This window comes from Paraburkholderia sp. 35.1, assembly GCF_050436525.1.
Taxonomy (GTDB): Bacteria; Pseudomonadota; Gammaproteobacteria; order Burkholderiales; family Burkholderiaceae; genus Paraburkholderia; species Paraburkholderia tuberum.
Genome location: NZ_JBNDMJ010000003.1, coordinates 3,803,432 through 3,822,112, shown reverse-complemented (window position 1 = coordinate 3,822,112; position 18,681 = coordinate 3,803,432). Strand labels below are relative to the sequence as shown.

General features: G+C 61.3%; 18 protein-coding genes. 6 read left to right on the top strand and 12 right to left on the bottom strand.

Annotated elements, in window-relative coordinates; translation table 11 throughout:
* Nucleotides 1-3: 3 nt before the first annotated feature.
* From OKW27_RS37900 to OKW27_RS37885, 4 genes are all read right to left on the bottom strand, one after another.
* Nucleotides 4-768 (bottom strand): hypothetical protein, encoded by a 765-nt coding sequence (locus OKW27_RS37900; protein WP_429336460.1) that lies wholly within the window; start codon nucleotides 766-768, stop codon nucleotides 4-6.
* 300 nt (nucleotides 769-1,068) lie between these two features.
* Nucleotides 1,069-1,518: a hypothetical protein gene (locus tag OKW27_RS37895; RefSeq protein ID WP_429336459.1), complete on the bottom strand. Its 450-nt coding sequence runs from the start codon at nucleotides 1,516-1,518 to the stop codon at nucleotides 1,069-1,071.
* Nucleotides 1,505-2,146 carry a lysozyme gene (locus OKW27_RS37890; protein ID WP_429336458.1) on the bottom strand — a complete coding sequence of 214 codons (642 nt, stop codon included), beginning with the start codon at nucleotides 2,144-2,146 and terminating at the stop codon, nucleotides 1,505-1,507. The genes OKW27_RS37895 and OKW27_RS37890 overlap by 14 nt, the downstream gene beginning before the upstream one ends.
* An 82-nt stretch (nucleotides 2,147-2,228) precedes the next feature.
* Nucleotides 2,229-2,516 (bottom strand): hypothetical protein, encoded by a 288-nt coding sequence (locus tag OKW27_RS37885; RefSeq protein ID WP_184066596.1) that lies wholly within the window; start codon nucleotides 2,514-2,516, stop codon nucleotides 2,229-2,231.
* Nucleotides 2,517-2,586: 70 nt separating this feature from the next.
* Between OKW27_RS37885 and OKW27_RS37880 the strand changes: the two genes are divergently transcribed.
* Together OKW27_RS37880 and OKW27_RS37875 are read left to right on the top strand one after the other, a co-directional pair.
* Nucleotides 2,587-3,423 (top strand): RNase A-like domain-containing protein, encoded by an 837-nt coding sequence (locus tag OKW27_RS37880; protein ID WP_429336457.1) that lies wholly within the window; start codon nucleotides 2,587-2,589, stop codon nucleotides 3,421-3,423.
* Nucleotides 3,424-3,432: 9 nt separating this feature from the next.
* Entirely contained in the window at nucleotides 3,433-3,723 is a 291-nt protein-coding gene (locus OKW27_RS37875) for a contact-dependent growth inhibition system immunity protein (RefSeq protein ID WP_184066600.1), read from the top strand.
* A 121-nt stretch (nucleotides 3,724-3,844) separates the two neighbouring features.
* On the opposite strand, the gene OKW27_RS37870 is transcribed toward OKW27_RS37875, so the two are convergent.
* From OKW27_RS37870 to OKW27_RS37860, 3 genes are all read right to left on the bottom strand, one after another.
* Nucleotides 3,845-6,298, bottom strand: coding sequence for a glycosyltransferase family 4 protein (locus tag OKW27_RS37870; RefSeq protein ID WP_429336456.1), 2,454 nt, complete (start codon nucleotides 6,296-6,298; stop codon nucleotides 3,845-3,847).
* Nucleotides 6,295-7,761, bottom strand: coding sequence for a flippase (locus tag OKW27_RS37865; protein WP_429336455.1), 1,467 nt, complete (start codon nucleotides 7,759-7,761; stop codon nucleotides 6,295-6,297). The genes OKW27_RS37870 and OKW27_RS37865 overlap by 4 nt, the downstream gene beginning before the upstream one ends.
* A gap of 62 nt (nucleotides 7,762-7,823) precedes the next feature.
* Complete coding sequence (locus OKW27_RS37860; protein WP_429336454.1) at nucleotides 7,824-10,025, bottom strand: hypothetical protein; 2,202 nt, start codon at nucleotides 10,023-10,025, stop codon at nucleotides 7,824-7,826.
* Nucleotides 10,026-10,058: 33 nt separating this feature from the next.
* On the opposite strand from OKW27_RS37860, the gene OKW27_RS37855 reads away from it, so the two are divergent.
* The 4 genes from OKW27_RS37855 (at nucleotide 10,059) to gmd (ending at nucleotide 13,514) form a co-directional block, all read left to right on the top strand.
* Nucleotides 10,059-10,265, top strand: coding sequence for a hypothetical protein (locus OKW27_RS37855; protein WP_429336453.1), 207 nt, complete (start codon nucleotides 10,059-10,061; stop codon nucleotides 10,263-10,265).
* Nucleotides 10,266-10,585: 320 nt separating this feature from the next.
* Nucleotides 10,586-11,668, top strand: coding sequence for an acyltransferase family protein (locus tag OKW27_RS37850; protein WP_429336452.1), 1,083 nt, complete (start codon nucleotides 10,586-10,588; stop codon nucleotides 11,666-11,668).
* Nucleotides 11,665-12,414 (top strand): SGNH/GDSL hydrolase family protein, encoded by a 750-nt coding sequence (locus OKW27_RS37845; RefSeq protein WP_429336451.1) that lies wholly within the window; start codon nucleotides 11,665-11,667, stop codon nucleotides 12,412-12,414. The genes OKW27_RS37850 and OKW27_RS37845 overlap by 4 nt, the downstream gene beginning before the upstream one ends.
* Before the next feature lie 56 nt (nucleotides 12,415-12,470).
* Nucleotides 12,471-13,514 carry a GDP-mannose 4,6-dehydratase gene (gmd, locus tag OKW27_RS37840; RefSeq protein ID WP_429336450.1) on the top strand — a complete coding sequence of 348 codons (1,044 nt, stop codon included), beginning with the start codon at nucleotides 12,471-12,473 and terminating at the stop codon, nucleotides 13,512-13,514.
* Nucleotides 13,515-13,559: 45 nt separating this feature from the next.
* Here the strand turns inward: gmd and OKW27_RS37835 are convergent, their stop codons facing one another.
* Genes OKW27_RS37835 through OKW27_RS37815 form a run of 5 tightly spaced genes read right to left on the bottom strand, consistent with a single transcriptional unit; the run spans nucleotide 13,560 to nucleotide 18,654 of the window.
* On the bottom strand, nucleotides 13,560-13,925 hold the full coding sequence (locus OKW27_RS37835) for a response regulator (protein WP_018418019.1): 366 nt from the start codon (nucleotides 13,923-13,925) through the stop codon (nucleotides 13,560-13,562).
* Between the two features lie 31 nt (nucleotides 13,926-13,956).
* On the bottom strand, nucleotides 13,957-14,937 hold the full coding sequence (locus OKW27_RS37830) for a chemotaxis protein CheX (RefSeq protein WP_429336449.1): 981 nt from the start codon (nucleotides 14,935-14,937) through the stop codon (nucleotides 13,957-13,959).
* 33 nt (nucleotides 14,938-14,970) lie between these two features.
* Nucleotides 14,971-15,510, bottom strand: a complete 540-nt coding sequence (locus OKW27_RS37825; protein ID WP_429336448.1) for a hypothetical protein — start codon at nucleotides 15,508-15,510, stop codon at nucleotides 14,971-14,973.
* Complete coding sequence (locus OKW27_RS37820; protein ID WP_429336447.1) at nucleotides 15,507-16,238, bottom strand: methyl-accepting chemotaxis protein; 732 nt, start codon at nucleotides 16,236-16,238, stop codon at nucleotides 15,507-15,509. The genes OKW27_RS37825 and OKW27_RS37820 overlap by 4 nt, the downstream gene beginning before the upstream one ends.
* Before the next feature lie 37 nt (nucleotides 16,239-16,275).
* Entirely contained in the window at nucleotides 16,276-18,654 is a 2,379-nt protein-coding gene (locus tag OKW27_RS37815; RefSeq protein WP_429336446.1) for an ATP-binding protein, read from the bottom strand.
* Nucleotides 18,655-18,681 lie beyond the last annotated feature (27 nt).

Here is an 18,681-nt window from a genome sequence, read left to right as displayed (position 1 = left end):
CCATCATTTGATCTCGTTGAATAGCAACGTCGATACCTGGTGCTCGTCCTGAAGGGAAAATTGAAACGGTATCTCTGGATGCGTAAATTTGAGCCGGAGTTGCTTTAGAGCCGGGACCGGGACAAATCGCTGATTCTTAAACGTGTAGTACGACACTAACAGGCCAACGCGGGATGCCTGTGCATCGTCGAATACGTAAGTGTTATTCGGAAAGGCAAGCTTCCCTTCCTTCGTCGCCACGACGGCCCGACATGACGAAAGTAAACTCGGCAGATGAAGAAACGTCGGCTTGCGCGCTAGAGGGTTGACCAGCAGCGAGATCTGCCGGTACCGACTTCCGGCTTCGCCCGAACCGTTGCCGTGCCCTTCCACGCAGAGTAAGGGCGGATGCGTATCGGTTCGCGCTGCAATGAATACGTTGGCTGATTGCGGAAAGATTTCCGGCACATGCTCTCCGGGGAATGTCGTAGCGTGCGCAAAGCGATAGGATTTGCCGTCGACTGCCAGGCGATCCTTCCAGAGCTCAATGTTTAGCGTTTTCCGTTCCAGTTTGGCTTGCAGTTTCATAAAAGTGCCTGGCTCGCCTGGGTAGGAATAGACCACGCCGGCGTTTTGATCGGTCGGGTCACCGTTTTGTTTGATCGGGTCGCCAAACACTGCCCCCGCTTGGGCAACGTACAAGGCTTCGTAGCTGTCGTAAGACTGAGCCGCATGTGCGCTGCCAGATAGGGCGGCCATAGCGGCCACCAGTATCGTAGTGATTCTCATCGGTATGCTTTGGCGCCTGTCGCTTTCAGATAGTTGGGGTTAAGCGTCCAGAAAATCGTGCTTCCGTGGGCAGCACTGGAAAAGCAATCGCAGATCCTTATTGATCGGATCACTCATCGCCCATCCCTTGCACGCCAAGCCACGACGATCAAATTCGGATGATCCTTCACCGGAAATGAACGCGTTTTCCCTTCTGCAAGCGGCACGTCCTCAACGAGCGTGCGTACGCAGTTCAACAGCTTGTCGCACATCCGCGCGCAGTTCCCTCTCGTTACAGATCGGACGCAACTCAATTTCGATTTATTTCTTGCGTCCAAGAATCGTTTTAACCGTTAAGCATTCCGGATGCTCCGACGATTCCATATCGTCCGGACAAGACAACCATTCATAAAATTCGAGCCTCTGTTTTGCAGCATCCTGCCTGCACGCCGCCACCTGGAAGTCTGTATCAGGCATATAACCGCCTTTCCAGTCGTTGAATGCCATCCCAAATAACTTGCAATCGGATTGCAATTTTTCTTCCCACAGCTTGTGATTTTTCGCGAGTTCCGCGAGCGCTTCGCCCTTAGCGTTGGCGTGGAGATTTCGATAGAGTTTTTCAGCGTCACTTAGCATGCCCTTCGTGTCTGCATTTGTACACGCCAGATAGTCATCGCGCGTTTTCGCGGATGCCTCGCAAGTCGCGTCTGCAAAGGCGGCCGACGTGCCGCATGATAGGATCACTGCAACCGTTATCTTAGTGAGTCGCATCATAATTCCCCGTAGCAAACAGTCGGCCCTCAGCACGACGGCGCCTGACCAACCCCAGCGGGTGTTTGCCATGCGCCGCTGTGTATTGCAGAAATTTCGACGGCGCTTGATCGTAATGACCGGTATTAACGAGCGCGAAAAACTCGTTATTTCCACTTCTATGATTGAAGATGAAATCAACCACCGCATCGTACTCGTACTGAAACAACGGAACAAAAATTCTGCTATTTACAATTCGCTCGGCTTCGCGTAGATCATGATGAAGCAGTTTCAGCGCTTGCGGTTCGGTAATTCCATTTCCGTAAAGCGCTTCGGAAGGTGCACCGGATATTGGTCCGATATGGACCAGATGTCCGTATCCGATCGTGGCATTTCCGCCGCCGCCACCTCGATCCTTATCGTACAAATGCGACCGAAAGGCCTCCCACTGCGCAGTGAACTGAACTCCGGCTTGGGAAACATTCCACGGCGTGCCGATCCTGTCTGACTGGAGAATTACAAGTGAACTCGGGTTTGTATCTGTTAGTGCTGCTCCCAGGGCACTCTTTCTCGTCCATGGCACTTTTCTGATTCTGTTGTTCCATTTGACCTCTGCTGATTTTCCAGAACACACCGACGAATTAATCATCCGAAGCAGCCACGGTCAACACCTTTAATTTGAGATTAAGACTTTTTGACAAATATTCACGATGATTTCGCGTATCTCATTTTCAATGCATATTTCCGCAATCGCGGTTCAACAAAAAGGGCGGCGTTGAGCCACCTTTACCGTCAGGAATCGATGCCGCCCGGGGTTCGGCCGGTGTGCCGGTGTTCTGCGTGATCAGCGCTATTGCATCCATTGCAGCGGCGCGCTGCGGCTCGCGGATAATCCTGCGTGCCAGCTTGATGCGGGCAACTTGTGGCTGAGGCGCTTCGCGCGCATGCCGAAGTCTCGATTTCGACCGCCACTCGCCGCGCGCCGTTTGATTGACACAGGCAAAGCCCCCTAAAATCATCCGTCGCCCATTCCATCTCCCTGTAGTCGCCTGCTAGCGTGGTAGCCCAACAACTCCAGGGGACATCGTAATGTCGTATCAACACGATCCGGATGCCGTGCGAGTGGTACTCAGTGCGCCTCAACTGGCGGCGGTGCTCTCCCGCCAGTCGATCAGCCCCACCGAAATGCTTTCCAACCGGCTATGGGGCGATTTGCAGGTTGTCGGCGGGGTATTGGAAATGGTCGGGGCGGCGGCTCTGTGTGTGCTGCCCGAACCGACGATGGCGAGCAAGGCGGGGTGCGTTGTGTTCGGCGTGCATGGCTCAGATACGGCGTCGGCAGGTTTGCGACAAATCTGGACGGGCCGGGATACGGCCACGCTGACCCAGCAAGGTACGACGAAACTGGCCGAGGCGATGAAGGCCAGTCCTGACCTGGCAAACAAGATCGGCCTGTCAGTTGATATGATCGTGCCGTTTGGCTTCGCTGGCTCGATCAAGGCTGCACGCGTGGCCAGCGTCACGATGGGCAGGATCAATCTGCAAATGCATGAGGCGAAGGCCATTAATCCAAGGCTTGGCGGGCATACGATTCTGAAGCATGTTGAGAAGGACGAGGCATGGCTACGGGAACGCCTTAAACGGGAACCCCAAAAAAGGGTTGTTTCATCGTTTTATAATCTTCAGGTGGCAGAGTTGGCGATATCTGATGTAATGAACTCAAATGCCTTGAAAATACAGAGCTGGATACAATCTCCGAAAAACCGCATTCCCCTTACATTGGTCAAGAAAGTTTGTGGCGATATAGGATACGGGGTAACGAGAAAAACCAACGAACTGACCAAGATGAACGAAGTCACCGTAATTTTGAAGTTTCAGGAATATAATAATATGCCGTATTACATATTTACCGCCCACGTGGGCTAAGGATAGCCAATGCTATCAGATCGCTACCCTAGAATGTACGAGCTTTTCGGTGCGTATTTCAATGAGGATTTTGATTTGTGGGGAAACACAATCCCTGAAATTGTCTCATGCTATAGAAATGATAGCCCACTGGAATATCAAAAGGAAATAGTTGATGAAATAAATTCATTCATGAATGAGCATCCGTCCGACCTCGATTCTGCGTTCGAAAGAGATTACGGCGCAGGGATTGATCCCAATCTGTGGGGCCACACTACTGCTTCATTCCTTGACGAACTCAAGCGCCTTCTGAGCGAGTAATCAACCTGTCGCTGCGCGAGGAATAAAAAAAACGGAGCGAAAGTCGTTCGAGACTTTCGCTCCGCTACGCCAAGCAAGGACTGGCCAAGCCCTCGTCTATCCTCGCGTAAAAATCACCTCGTCACCGCGCTGCCACGCCGGTCAGAATCTGCGCAACCCCATCCACATAGCTGCGCGTGCCGAAGCGCTCCTGCGCGGTCCGATAGCCGTTCCTGACCAGTTTGTCGCGCAACTCGCCGTTCGAGCGCAATTCGGCGAGCGTATCGGCGAGCGCATGCGCGTCGCCCGGCGTACACAGCACGCCGTTCTCGTAGTCGTCGATGATTTCGAGCACGCCGCCTGCGCGCGACGCCACGACCGGCCGCTGCGCGAGCATCCCCTCGACGATCACGCGACCGAACGGCTCCGGGGTGATCGACGTATGCACAACCGCATCGACCGCGCACATGCAGGCCGGAATATCGTGCTGGAAGCCGAGAAAATGCACGCGCTCGCCAAGCTTGTGCGCGGCGACGAAGGCGCGCAGTTCGCTCTCGTACTGGTCCTCGCCGAACAGCGCCGCGCCGACCAGCACCGCATGCATCTGCGGATTGAGCACCATCGCTTCGAGCAGCACATGTTGTCCCTTCCAACGCGCAAGCCGGCTGAACGAGCCGACGAGAAACGCGTCGCGCGGCAGATTCAGGCGCTCGCGCAGCAGCGCTTGCGGCACCGTGCGCAATGCGTCGAACGGTTTTGCGGCGATCCCGTTGAACACGACGTCGATGCGCTTGCTGTCGAACCGCGTGAGCTTCGCAAACGCCTGCGCCGATGCAGCCGAATTGGCGATCACGTGCGTGAGGCCGAGCCGCGCGCACCACTTGATGATCGCAAGCTGCTTGCCGCCGAAATGCTCGGCGCTGACGATGTCGCGCAAATGCCAGACCACCGGCCGTCTCGCGAGCTTGCCGGCCACGGCGCCGATCACCATCGCACGCTGCGTGTTCGCGTAGATCACATCCACCTTGCGCGCGCGTTTCGCGGTGGCACGCACGAGCGAGATGAGTCCCTTCAACGCCTGACCTTTCGGCATCGAACCGCCCTGCTTGCGCACATTTTTGAGCGCGCCGGCATCGAGTACAGTGACTTCGACGCCGGTTTTCGCGAGTGCGGTGTTGAACGGCCCGTCGTCGAACAGCACGACCTCGATGCGCGAGCGCAGCGCCTTGACGATCTCGAGCAGCGACAGTTCGGCGCCGCCGAGCACGCCGCTCTGATCGACGGCGAGAATGCGCGGCACGTTCGCGGCGCTCTGCACGGCCGGCCGATACGGCGTATAGGCCGGCAGCGTCGCCGTGCGCAACGCGGGCACCGCCGCGCGCACCTGCGAGAAAAAGCGCTCGCGGAAATGCGCGGCCGAAAACTGCGCGGCGTTGCCGCGGCAATTCTCCGGCAGGAACCGGTGCCGAAGCTCGTCGAAACGATTCACGGCAGCGATGATCGAGTCGGTATCCTGTTCATCGAAGAACATGCCGGTCGGCTTCGGCTCCGACAGATCGCGCACCGTTTCGAGCGCCCCTCCCTTGCCGTACGCGATCACCGGCGTGCCGCAAGCCTGCGCCTCGACCACCGAAATGCCGAAGTCCTCTTCGGCCGCGAACACGAATGCCTTCGCGCGGCTCATGCGGTCCTTCAGCACCTCGAACGGTTGATAGCCCATGATCTCGACGTTCGGCCCCGCCTTCGCGCGGATCTTCTCCATGTCGGGTCCGTCGCCGATCACGACGAGCTTGCGCTCGGGCATCCGCGCGAACGCCTCGACGATCAGATCGATTTTCTTGTACGGCACCATGCGCGAGGCGGTCAGATAAAAGTCTTGCTTCTCCGTGCACAGCGTGAACGCCTCGACATCGACCGGCGGGAAGATCACCTGCGCCTCGCGCTGATACACCTTCTTGATGCGTCGCGCGATGAACGCCGAGTTCGCGACGAAGCCGTCGACCGAGTTGGACGTGCGGATATCCCAGTTGCGCATGTAATGCAGAATCAGCCGCGCCAGCGCCGACTTCGGGCCGTTGGTCAGCTTCGACTGCTGCAGATACTGATGCTGCAAATCCCACGCATAGCGGATCGGCGAATGCACATAGCTGATATGCACCTGATCGGGACCGGTCAGTATGCCCTTGGCGACCGCGTGACTGCTCGAGATCACGACGTCGTACGCCGACACGTCGAGCTGCTCGATCGCGAGCGGCATCAGCGGTAGATACGAGCGGTACTTGCTGCGCGCAAGCGGCAACTTCTGGATGAACGACGTCGTCACCGGCTTGCCGCGCAGGAAGCTGCGATCGTCGAGAAAGTCCACGAGGCTGAACAGGTCCGCGTCGGGAAAGCACGCGATGATCTGCTCGAGCACTTTCTCCGCGCCCGCGTAGGTGACGAGCCAGTCGTGCACGATCGCGATGCGCACGCTTTTGCTCGCGCGCGGTGCGGTACGGCGCGGTGCCGGCTGGATGCCGGGCACGCTCGTCAGTTCGTCGAGCGCGCTGCGCGTCGCGGGCCTCAACAGTTTTTTTTCAAGGACGTCATGATTCATGCGCTTTTCCTCGGATTCAGTCGCAATAGCAGTGAACGCGCAAGATTGCGCAAGGCGGGCGTCATCGTGATCGACCACGCGACGTTCGCGCCGACCATCAGCACACCGGCGGCGATCGCGAGCGCGAGGCTCGGCAGGAAGCTGGCGAGCCACAGACTGGCGAGCAGGAAAGCGAGATGGGCGAGCATGTCGAGCACGATCTGGCGCGCGCGGATCGCGGCGAAACGCAGCAGCACCGCGTAGTCGAACAGCGCGCGGGCAGCGACCGCGACCGCCGCGCCCGTCAGCCCGAAATGCGTGATACCGAGCCACAACGCGCCGGCGAAAAGCGGCAACTCGACGAGGCCGATGCGCGCGGCGGTGGCTGGATTGACCTGCGACTGAATCAGGATGCGCGTCACGTTCGCCTGGCCGACGAGCCACACGGCGACGATCATGATGCGGCCCACGGGCGCCGCGACCGTCGCGATCTCGTTGCCGACCCACAGATGCAGGAACGGTTCGAGCACCAGCATCGCGATGAGCGCGACCGGCGTGAACACGCCGTTCAGAAATTCGAGCGATTGCTGCGTGATCGTGTCGGCGTCGGCGCGGCCGACTGCGGAAAGCCGCGGAAACAGCGTGCGTACCAGCGCGGTCGGCACGATGTTCAGACGCGTGACGAGGTTTTGCGGCACCGTGTAGTACGTGACGAAACGCGCGCCGAGCCGTGAACCGAGCATGACGCGATCGAGCGAATCGGCGACCATCGTCGTCACGCTCGCGATCAGCATCCAGCCGCCGAAGTTGAACAGCCCCTTTGCGACGCCGAGCCGCGGCGGCTGAATGCTGCGTATTTCAAGCACTTTCAGCGCGTAGCGGCCGAGCAGCAACGCCGCGAGAATCCGCGCGACGACTGCCGCGGCGAGTACGTTCTGCAAAGTCGCGCCGAGCCAGAACGCGGCACCGAGCGGCAGCAGCTGGAACAGGAACGTGCCGATGGTCTGGTTCGTGTTGTAGACGCCGAAGCGTTCCGCGCCATTGATCGCGCCCGCGAACACCCACGACACGTTCGCGATCGGAATCGCGACCGCGAGCCACGGCAGCGCCATATAGACTTCGTGCTGCAGCTCGGGCGATACCTTCGTGAAATACGCGGTGTACAGGAACGCGCCGAAGTAGATGATCAGACCGCCGACAACGCCGGTCGTCAGATTGAGCCAGGTTGCGCTCCAGAACACGCGTGCGCTTTCCTGCTGATCGCCCGACGCGCGCGCCTTCGAAATATGGTTCTGCGCGGCCATGCTCATGCCGAGATCGAGAATCCCGAAGTAGCCGATCAGCGTCCACACGAGACTGATCACACCGTAGCGCTCCACGCCGAGCAGCCGGATATACGACGGAACGGTCACGAGCGATACGAACGTCGGCAGCACGAGCCCGAAAAAGTTGATCGCCACGTTCCTGAGAATGCCTTTGTCCATCGAATCCCTTCGGTTTTGCGGTTAGATTGGGTGCGGGGCTGCGTCAGCGAGGCCAACGCACCTCAAGGCTTCCAGCGATACATCAGCACCTTGCCGCGCGCGTCTTCCTCGACGAACACCAGGTACTCGCCATCGCCGCGCTTCGTCGCGCTGATGCCGTTCGGCACGTCGACCCAACCCGACGCGCGGCCCACTTCGGGGCCCGGCCGGATCACGCCGAGTTCCTTGCCGCTGTCCTTGTCCCACACGTGCACCGCGCCGACCGGCTCGACGCCGAACACGTACTGTCCCTCGACCGTGACGCCGATGATCGTCGCAATGGGCTTGCTCTGCGTCTGCCACGGCAGCGTGATCGCGTAGCGCTGCACCGGCTTGCCGCTCGACCACTTGTCATAGCGCACCAGCACGCGCCCCACTTCCTTCCAGAAGCCCTGCGCGATCGGCATATCGGCCGTATAGCCGCTCACGTACATCGTGTCGGTGTCCGATTCATAGATCGCGCGATGCAGTTCGCTGAACGGTGCCGGCACCGGGTACTGCGTCAGGTTCGAGTACGAGTAGACCGGGTTGCCCTTCGCATCGAGTCCGCCGAAACGGAAGCGATAGATGCCCTTCGTATCCCGGGTACGCCAGATGTCGCCGGCCATGTCGACCCACCAGCCCCAGCCGCCGGCGAGCTTCGTGCCGCTCGTGTTCAGCGCGTATTCGTCGCGATCGAAGCGCCCGTCGCCATTCGTGTCGCGCCAGATCCAGTCACCGCCCGGCGGTGCATTCGGCACCTTCGCGACCGCGCGCTCGCGACCTGCGATAAATCCCGAGGGAATCGCGGTCTCGCCGTCATGCTTCGGATCGAAGCGATAGATCTTCAGATGATCCGCATACATGTCGGTCAGATAGAGGAACGTGTGCCCCTTCAACCGCCGCGCGATCGGCAGACCCGGATACTGGTCGGTATGGAACACCGGATCGTCCGGGTACTTGAACCGATTCGACAGGAACCCCGCGTATTTCCAGTCCTGTCCAGACGGCTTCGACAAATCGAGTTCGAAGCGCTTGTTGCCGGTATAGACGCTGTCGGGCCGGGCCGGATCGATCCACGCGCCGTCGACGAACAGCAGCCCCTCGACCTGCCAGTTGCGCTTGCCGTTCGGCGCATAACTTTCGAGCGTCGCGCCGAGGCCCGCGCCGATCGGCTCGTAACGCGGACCGATGCCATTGGTCGACACGTACACGTTGCCGCGCGCATCGACACCCACGCCGGTCAACCCGTTGAATCGCAACGGTCCGGGCTTGCCCGCGACGCCGCTGAAAATGCCGCCGCGCTCGCCGAGCGTGCCCGACTCCGTGTAGCGGCCGTCGCGCTTCGTGAAGAACAGCACCTGCTGGCGCGGACCGTTATCGGCGATCAGGAGGCGGCCTTGCGCATCGACGGCGAGGCCGACCGCGACCGTATCGGCCGGCAGCGTGATGATCTCGTCGATGCGCTGACCGGTCGCCGTGTAATGCTCGATACCCGGCGCGCGATCGCCGCGCGTGCCGCTGAGCACCCATAGCGTGCCGTCGGGCGCGAGCGCGATACGTCCAGGCTCGTGCACGTTCCACGTTGCTTTCTGCTGCATCGATTCGGCATCGTAGACTTCGATGCGATTGCGCGCGGTATTGGCCGCGAACAGCGTCGTGTCGTTCGCGGCGAGCCCGCCGATCTCAGCGTTCGTGCCGGTCGGCACTTCGTTCATCATCAGAAAGCCGGCCGCGAGCTGCGCGTGCGGGTCCGCGTTTTTAGCGGCGGGCTGAAACGGTGCCACGCGCTTCGGCTCGTCGATCAGGCGCCGCGAGATACCAAACCATTGCTTACCCTTGTCCGGCCACACGCCCGGCTCGACCAGGCGTCCCTTTTCATTGCCGACCGCGATCGCGACGAACGCATACTTCCGGTTGACCGCGATCGCATTGCCGCCGGCGTTGCCCCAGCCATGCGTGCCGCCCGCGAAGCCGAGCATCTTGCCGTCCTGATAGACGCTCGCTTCAGCGCCGCTTTCGTCCCACGGCGCGTTCGTATAGACCTTGCCGTCGGGCGTGACCGCGATCGCGGTGATATCGATCTGCGTCCATGTGCCATCGCCAAAGCCGAAGCTGTTGCCGATCCATGAGGTCTTCGCGTTCAAAGCGGTTTCGGCGCGCGCCGGCAGACCGGCCGATGCGGCGACGACGCCGGCAGCGCAGGCTGTCAGGGCGAACCAGCTTTTGAACGTGATACGGCGCAAGGCGGAACCTCCAGTCGATGTCCGGTCAACGCGATGCACGCGGACCTGCGCCCGCTCGGGGCGAAATTCAGTGATGTGGCAAAGCGAAACGAAGCGCAACCGCTTGAAGCGCGGCGCCTGAAGGCAGCCGTCCGCACGGCTAAGTTACGCGGAAAAAATGCGGTGACGAAAATCGAAAATAATTCAAAAATATTCGTCCGCTTATGCGTCGCAAAAGAAACGATTTTTAAAAATCGATAAAAGCGCAAGCCTCGCCGCCAGGTCGCCTCTATCGCGACGATCCCCCGTTCCTACCGATGTGATATCACGCAATGCGCATTTATTACGGATTGCCCGATGCTCACCACATAAACATATAAATCTTTCGAGAATGGCCAAAGAAATACCCTGTTTCAATCTGATTCAATTAGCCCATTCCATCGGGTTTTTTCTCGAGTTTCTTTTCCCTAGAATCGATTGCACTTCAGTTGCGACGCGAAGCGCGCGCCTGCTCGCCGGCAATCCGTGGCGAACCGCGCGGCGCTTCGCCCGGCTCATCCGCTTTACACCATGGACGGTTCATGACAGCCAGCGCATTGCCCCTCGCGCCCTCCCATTCCCGCATCGTGCAGCTCGACGGTCTGCGCGCGATCGCCGTGCTCGCGGTGTTCGCGCAGCACGCGTTGAAAGCGCCGCTATGGATGGGCGTCGATCTGTTCTTCGTTTTGAGCGGCTTTCTGATCAGCGGCATCCTGCTCGATCGCAAGTCGCGCCAGCAGTCGTATTTCAGCTATTTCTATGCGCGGCGCGCGCGCCGCATCCTGCCGCCGTACCTGCTGCTGATGGCCGTGTCGTCTCTGCTGTTCGGCCTCGCGTGGGCGCGGCACTGGTACTGGTACGCGTTCTTCGCGACCAATATCGGCGATGCGCTCAATCAAAGCGGTCATGACAGCCTCAACGTGCTGTGGTCGCTCGCGGTCGAGGAGCAGTTTTATATCTTCTGGCCGTTCGTGATCCTGCTCGTGCCCGAGCGTCTGCTTGGGCTGGTGGCGGCCGCGCTGATCGTGCTGGTGCCGCTGCTGCGCGCGCTCGCGACGCCGTGGTTCGATTCGTTCTGGCCGATCTACTACCTGACGCCGTTCCGCATGGATCTGCTCGCGGCCGGCGCGCTGCTCGCGGTTGCCGTGCGGCGCGATCGCAATGCGCTCGAACCGTTCAAGGGACTCGCGGTGCTCGGCGCTCTGGCCGCGCTCGCGGTGCTGGCATGGCTGCATCTGCACTACCCGCGTTTTCGCGCGGAGAATACGCCGTTGTCGAATGCGGGGCTGTATAGCGTGTCGCTGGTGCTGTGTACGTCGATCGTCGTGATCGCGCTGCAGAGCAAGGGCATCGTGAAGCGGCTGTTGTGCAATCGCGTGCTCGTTTATATCGGCACCATCAGTTACACGATCTATCTGATCCACCTGAGCGTGCTGTACATGGTGTGGCCGCTGCATCTGAATCGCTATCTGAGCGCCGCGATCGCGCTCGCTATCACGCTCGTGTACGCGAGCATCACGTGGTTCGCATTCGAGAAGCGCCTGATTTTCGGCGCGCGCGGGTCGAGAAAGACGACCCGCGCAGGCGCCAACGTTGCACGGCAAGCACCGCAAGGCCGCGCATGAACCGCCTGGCCGTTGTTGCTGCCCACGTGCTGGGTGTCGTGTCGGCGCTGATGCTGATCGCGCCGGCAACGCGCGCGGCCGTGGCCGGGCCGGCGGTTTCATCGCCGACGCAACTGCTGATCGACGCTTACGGCGACTCGACCACGCTCGGCATCACCTGCAGCGATGGCCACTGCGGCCCGCAAGCCCGCAACGCCGTCACGTTTCTGCAGCAAGCGTTGCAGGCGCATGACGGCGAGCGCGTGCGCGTCACGAACTACGGCGTCGGCGGCACGATGGCCTGGCAGTTGCGCGACGGCACCGGCAATCGTCGCGCGGGGCCGACGGCGGGACTGCCGTGGCGCGAACGTCTCGCCGCCTCGCCCGCGCGGATCGTGTTGATCAACTACGGCATCAACGAAGTGATGCACAACCAGACGCCCGAGCAGTTTTACGCGGCCGAGACGTCGCTCGTGCAAACCGCGCGAGCGCTCGGCAAGGAGCCTGTTTTGCAGACCTCGAACCCGATGCCCGATAACCGGCTCAACGCCCGGCTCGCCGCGATGATAGCGATGACGCGACGCGTGGCCGCCGAACAGCAGGTGCCGCTCGTCGATCAATACGCGTATGTGAGCAGCCTGCCCGACTGGAAGTCGCTGATGTCGGACGGCGCGCATCCAAAGCCGGAGTTGTACCGGCTGAAGGCCGAACAGGATTATCGGGTCGTCGAACCGTTGGTGCGGCGGCTGCTGGACAACGCGCATTGAGCCAGGCCCTTAGGCGCGTTCCGTTCTCTTTTCTCCCACAAACTAGAAGGCAAGCTATGAGCCAACCACGCAAAGCGATCATCACCGGCGTATCCGGACAGGACGGCGCCTATCTGACCCGGCTGCTGCTCGACAAGGGCTATCACGTGACCGGCACCTACCGGCGCACGAGTTCGGTCAACTTCTGGCGCATGCGTGAGCTTGGCGTGCTCGATCATCCGAATCTGCGTCTCGTCGAACATGACCTCACCGACCTCGGCTCGACGCTGCGCCTGCTCGACGGCACGCAGGCCGACGAGCTGTACAACCTCGCCGCGCAGAGCTTCGTCGGCGTGTCGTTCGACCAGCCGGTGACCACCGCAGAAGTGACCGGCGTCGGCGCGCTGAATCTGCTCGAAGGCCTGCGTATCCTGAGCCCGAAGACACGCTTCTACCAGGCGTCGACCTCCGAGATGTTCGGCCTCGTGCAGGCGGTGCCGCAACGCGAAAGCACGCCGTTCTATCCGCGCAGCCCGTATGGCGTCGCGAAGCTGTTCGCGCACTGGTCGACGATCAACTATCGCGAGTCGTACGACCTGTTCGCGAGCAGCGGCATTCTGTTCAATCACGAATCGCCGCTACGTGGCCGCGAATTCGTCACGCGCAAGATCTCGGACACGGTCGCGAAGATCAAGCTCGGCAAGCAGGACGTGCTCGAACTCGGCAACCTGAGCGCGCAGCGCGACTGGGGCTTCGCACTCGAATACGTCGAGGGCATGTGGCGCATGCTGCAGGCCGACGCGCCCGACACGTTCGTGCTCGCGACCGGCCGCACCGAAACGGTTCGCGATTTCGTGCGCATGGCGTTCGCGGCGGCCGGCTATCAGCTGGAATGGTCGGGCAAGGACGAGCGCGAGACCGGCATCGACGTCGCGACCGGCAAGACGCTCGTGCGCGTCAATCCGAAGTTCTATCGGCCGGCCGAAGTGGACCTGCTGATCGGCTGCGCGGACAAGGCGCGCGACACGCTCGGCTGGCAACCGCAAACCTCGCTCGAGCAGCTTTGCCAGATGATGGTGCAGGCGGACATCGCGCGCAACGAGCACCACGAGACGTTCTAACCCGGCATCCGTGTGCGGCGGCGCTCGCCGCCGCACACTGCCCCGTCAACCCGCCAGTTTCCGGAACGTCTCCAGCACCGCATCGCCCTTGAACGGCTTGACGATCCAGCCCTTCACGCCGGCGGCCTTGCCGCGCTCCTTCATCGCGGGGCTGCTTTCGGTCGTCAGCATGATCACGTTGACGGTCTTGTTCGCGAGTTCGCCGCGGATTTTTTCGACCATCGTCAGGCCGTCCATGTTCGGCATGTTCACGTCGCTGACGATCAGGCGGATATTCGAATCCGTTTTCAGCTTCGCAAGGCCATCCTTGCCGTCGATGGCCGTCGCGACGTCGAGACCGTTTTTCGCCAGAAAACCCGCGACTTCATCGCGTACCGTGCTCGAATCGTCCACCACCAGAATCTTTGCCATAACCATTCCCTTGCGTCACCGACGCGTCGTATCAAAACAGATCGAGTTCGCCGGACTCGACGAGATCGTCGACATCCACCGCGTTTTCAGAAAAATCTTCGGGTGACCAGCTCAGGTTGAAAACGAAGCGCTGGTCGATCGATACCGACTGTCCGCTCGCGGCGTCGCTCAATCGATATTGAAACCGCAACTGCGGATTGTCCGAGCCGAACGAGATGTAGCGATGCTTGTGATTGACCAGCAGTGGCACCTGCACCTGACTTGCATCGCGAGCGTTCTGCTGACCGAGGAAGCGGTTTTTGAACGCTCCCCAGATCAGATTGGTCAATTCGCCGAGCACGTCGTTCAGATCGCGAAAGCCCGGTTGCCCCGCGCCCATGTCGGGGTCGCGTGCCGCGCGATCGCGATCGATCATGCCGAGCAGCGGCTCCTCTTCGGCCTGCATCAACATATAGCCGCGACACCAGTTGCCTTCGAGCGGAATCAGGCTGAAGACCTCGCCGAAGATGATTCGATCGCGCACGATACTGGGCGTGTCGCGTTGCACCGTGACGCCGTCGAACAACGTGGCGAGCCGCGCTTGCGTGATCTCCGCGATACCGCGTACGAGCGCGTTCGGGAAGTCGAGGCTGAAGATGTATCGATCGACGGCTTCACGCAGCGCCGTCAGATCGGCGGCATTGAAATGCGCGCATGCCGCGTTCGTCAACGGCTTCGGAAGCCGTTCGAGCGGCGCGTGGCCGCTCGAACGCAGGATCACCGGCAGTTCGGGGCGCAAGGCATTGATGCGCGCGGCGCTCGTCGCCGCCTGCTCGACCGATCCGCCGTAGTTATCCGCCAGCAGAACGCCGCCGAGATCGATATTGGTGGCCAGTACCGAGCCGAGGCGGTTGCTGTCGCGCACCTTCAGTGCGATCAGGTTGTGTTCGTCGAAAAAGAGCTTCAGCGCTTGCGCGTGTGCCGGACAGTCGTCGAGCACGAGCACCTTGCTGACGGGCTTGCTGGTATTCATCGTGTTTCAGTCTGCGAATGCAGTGTTGAGGGGCTAGAAAAGTTCGAGCTCGCCTTCGGCCTCGTCGGCCGTGGCGAATTCAGCCTTGAAATCGAGGGGCGCCTGCGCGCATAGACATAACGTGACACCCAGCCGGGCCGCACCGCCGATCGTCAGCTCGTACGCCCACACGTGATCGGGCCGCAACTCGTCGAGATACTCGACACAGGCGCTGTTCAATTCATACGGCGTCGACATGCCAAGATCGGGAAAATGATTGACCAGTTGCTGGTTCATGTAGCCGCAGCACAGGTTGCCGAGTTCCATCAGCGTTTCCGACAGCGAACGCGTCGTGTCGCCGCTGGCGTAGTAGGCGTGCGTCGCGTCGTCCTTGCCGAAATGCAGCACGAACAGCAGACGAAAGCCGATCGACGAGATCGTCAACGCCATCGCGCAAGGTCCGGCCGGATGATCGCGATCCCACCTCGGCACCGCCGTGATCTCGCACGAATCGCCCGGCGTCGCGGGCAATCTCGCGCGCGCCGCGTGACAGAAGATGTCCGCGATGCTTTGCTTCGCCTGATCGGTAATCACGCTGCGGCCTGCTCGAGCCGGGATTGGAACTGGGTCGCCAGCACTTCGACGCCGCCGAGCGACGCCGTGATCATCTTGCCGCCGGCCTGGATGTCCTGGAACGTCGCCGCCGTCGTCAAGTCGTTGCGATGCAGGCTCTCGCGATAGCTCTTCGACAACTCCTGCGAGCGCGACGCCAGCGAGCGCACTTCGCCCGCGACGATCGAAAAGCCGCGACCCGCGCTGCCGGCGCGCGCCGCTTCGATCGACGCATTCAGCGAAACGATCAGCACGTGCTGCACGATCGACGACAGCTCCTGATTCTTCTTGTGCATGTCGCGGTTCTGCGACATCAGCGAAATCATCTGCTCGTGCCAACGCTCGAACGTGATGGTCAGCGTCTTCAGACGGCCCGCCTCGTGCGCGATCCGCGTCGCTTGCTGCAGCCATTCGTCGCTTCGCGAACTCGCGGCGTCGAGCGACGCCTGCAACGCTTCGCGATCGTGCGCGCACTGCCCGGCTTGCGCGCGCAGATCGGCGAGCATCGACTCCAGTGCGGCGCGCTCGCTGTCGGCCTGCTCGCCGAGCCGGACCGCCGCGTCGAGTTGCTGCTCGAGGGCCTGCCGCGCGAGCGCGTCGACACGCTGCGCCTGCGCACCCGCGCGAAGCTTGCGACGATAAAAAATTCCCGTCGCGAGTGCGCAGAGAATACCGCCAACGCCTGCGGCCAAAAGATAACTTTCAAGCACAACCTGCTCCCATCGCTTCGATCAATCCATCAGGCCGTCAGCCTGCTACCGCATCCGCGTCACGCTCGCGCGCTGCATCGGCGGACGCTTCGAGACTGTCCACCGCCCAGTCCTCGGGGAACGACACGACGGTCTGAAAGCGGCGATAGTCCGCGCCGCGACGATCGTCGGTGAAGCGCAATTCGATGCGGCCATGCTCGCGCCGCACGAAATCGCGCACGGCATCCATGCCGACGCCGCGGCCCGAAATCTCGCTGACGGTCTGCGCGGTCGAGAAACCAGAACGGAAAATCATCTCGGCAATCGCTTCGTCGCTGAGCGCGGCATCGGCGTCGATCCAGCCGCGTTCGATCGCGGCCCCACGGATTTTCGCGAGCGCGAGACCGCGGCCGTCGTCGCTGATGGTGATCTGCAACGCGTGATGGTCGACGCCCACTTCCAGTTCGATGACGCCGGCCGGGTCCTTGCCGTTCGCGACACGCTCGGCGGCAGGCTCGATGCCGTGGTCGACCGAGTTGCGCAGCAGGTGCGTGAACACATTGCGCAGCGTATGGCTGACCTCGCTGCGCACGCGGTAGCCGTTGTTGTCGATGCTGACGGCCGGCGCCTCCTTGCCGAGTTCGGCCGCCAGAGACGGCAGCGAGTCGAGCACGCCCGCGAGCGCTTCGTAGATCGATTCGGTGCCCAACAGACGCAGTTCCCGCTGCAACGATTCGCGCATCGACACGAGCGCGTCCCGGTCGGCCGGATCGGCGCTTTCGAGCAGGTCCAGCTGCTTCTGGATCGACTCGCGATCGACCATCAGGTAGCGATCCACCGCGCCGCTCTGGCCCGGCCCCTTGCGGCCGAGGCTCACTTCGTTGATCGTCGCGTAGGTTTCGAGCGCGGCCTTCACGCGCTGCAGATCCTCGATCAGAAGCTGCTGGTCCCACGCTTCGCTGCTGTCAGCGCGGCGCAATGCGTCGTAGCGCTGTTCGGTTTCATGGACGATGCCGGTCAGATGCTGAAGGCTGTACGTGCGCGCATTGCCCTTGACGGTGTGCATGTTGCGGAACAGCTCGGCGACGGCTTCGTGACTCGGCTCGTGATGCTGACGGATGATCCGTTCGTTCTCGCTGATGAAGCCCGTCGCGCTTTCGACGAAGTGATGGAACTTCTCCTGACTCACCGCGAGAATCTCGCCGATCATTTCCAGCCGGCGCTTCTGTTCGCCGGCCTCGGCGGCGAGCGCGCGCAGTTCGGTCACGTCGCGCACGCACAGCATCAAACGCAGCACGACGTCGTGTTCGTCGGTGATCGCCGACCAGCTCAGATCGAGCGTCTTCACGCGGCCATCGGCCATCGGCTTGGCGATCTCGTTGACGAGCAGATGCTGATTGAACTCGAAGTTCATGCTGTCTTCACCGATGCATGCCTGCAGCGCCGCTTCGATCTGCGAGAGCGCATCGCTGTTGATATCGGTGCCGCCGAACACGAGATCGAGCAACGGACGGCCCGCAATCTCGCGCGTCTCGAAGATGGCCTCGAGATAGGCGGAGTACTCCGGATGCACGACCACGCCTTCGACCACCGTCAGAATCCCCTGCTGCATGTTTTGCAGCATCGCCTGGATATCGGCGGTCTTCTGCTTCAGTTGCAGCGAGCTTTGCTGGATCTTCTCGATCATGCCGTTGAACGCGACGATCGAATGACCGATCTCGTCCATGCGTCCGACCGGCACGCGGCGCGTGAAGTCCTGGCTCGCCGCGATCTCGCTCATCTCCACCTGCATGCGGCTCAGCGGCCGGGTGATCTGGCGATACAGCAGCGCGCTGATCAGCAACAGCACCACGATAGCCGCGCCGGTCGCGGCGCCGATCGCCGTCGTCGTGGTGGCGAGCGCGCTGTTCAGTTCGTCGATCGCGGCATCTTTCTGGCGGTTCTTTTCGATTCGCAGCGTCTCGACGATGCCTTCGAGTTCATCGCGGTATTGCGCGACGTTCGCGAACAGATAGGCCTGCGCCAGTTCGTTCTTGCCGTCGGCCTTCATCTTCGCGGTGTCGTTGACCGCGTTGAAATAATTCGCGAGGCTGTCGCGCGCCTGGCTCACGAGCCCGGTTTGGGCCTGACCTTGCGCGGCCTTCGCCTGCACGTCGAGCGCCGCCTGCAACGACGCTTCCTTGCTCTTCAGCAGGTCTTGAGCCTGCGAGACCATGTTCGCGTCAGGCGCATAGACGAGCGTCATCATCGCGAGCTGCACGTCCTTGACCTGCGATACGAGGTCTGCCGACGCGAGCGCGCTCGGCACGACGCCCTGGGTGACCTGCCTGACGTTGGCGGCGCTGTTGCGGGTCTGAAGCACGGCGTATCCGCCAATGGCGGATAGCGCGACAAGCATCAGAATGACGAGAAGCGTGATGCGGTGGCGGATGGTCATCTGAAAATCCCCGAGATCTGAAAATAC

Coding starts and splice junctions, on each gene's coding strand:
- OKW27_RS37855 (WP_429336453.1), top strand. CDS start 10,059: ATGCACGCGGACCTGCGCCCGCTCGGGGCGAAATTCAGTGATGTGGCA.
- OKW27_RS37870 (WP_429336456.1), bottom strand. CDS start 6,298: ATGAATCATGACGTCCTTGAAAAAAAACTGTTGAGGCCCGCGACGCGC.
- OKW27_RS37830 (WP_429336449.1), bottom strand. CDS start 14,937: ATGAATACCAGCAAGCCCGTCAGCAAGGTGCTCGTGCTCGACGACTGT.
- OKW27_RS37875 (WP_184066600.1), top strand. CDS start 3,433: ATGCTATCAGATCGCTACCCTAGAATGTACGAGCTTTTCGGTGCGTAT.
- gmd (WP_429336450.1), top strand. CDS start 12,471: ATGAGCCAACCACGCAAAGCGATCATCACCGGCGTATCCGGACAGGAC.
- OKW27_RS37885 (WP_184066596.1), bottom strand. CDS start 2,516: ATGATTTTAGGGGGCTTTGCCTGTGTCAATCAAACGGCGCGCGGCGAG.
- OKW27_RS37900 (WP_429336460.1), bottom strand. CDS start 768: ATGAGAATCACTACGATACTGGTGGCCGCTATGGCCGCCCTATCTGGC.
- OKW27_RS37835 (WP_018418019.1), bottom strand. CDS start 13,925: ATGGCAAAGATTCTGGTGGTGGACGATTCGAGCACGGTACGCGATGAA.
- OKW27_RS37890 (WP_429336458.1), bottom strand. CDS start 2,146: ATGATTAATTCGTCGGTGTGTTCTGGAAAATCAGCAGAGGTCAAATGG.
- OKW27_RS37815 (WP_429336446.1), bottom strand. CDS start 18,654: ATGACCATCCGCCACCGCATCACGCTTCTCGTCATTCTGATGCTTGTC.
- OKW27_RS37850 (WP_429336452.1), top strand. CDS start 10,586: ATGACAGCCAGCGCATTGCCCCTCGCGCCCTCCCATTCCCGCATCGTG.
- OKW27_RS37845 (WP_429336451.1), top strand. CDS start 11,665: ATGAACCGCCTGGCCGTTGTTGCTGCCCACGTGCTGGGTGTCGTGTCG.
- OKW27_RS37895 (WP_429336459.1), bottom strand. CDS start 1,518: ATGCGACTCACTAAGATAACGGTTGCAGTGATCCTATCATGCGGCACG.
- OKW27_RS37880 (WP_429336457.1), top strand. CDS start 2,587: ATGTCGTATCAACACGATCCGGATGCCGTGCGAGTGGTACTCAGTGCG.
- OKW27_RS37865 (WP_429336455.1), bottom strand. CDS start 7,761: ATGGACAAAGGCATTCTCAGGAACGTGGCGATCAACTTTTTCGGGCTC.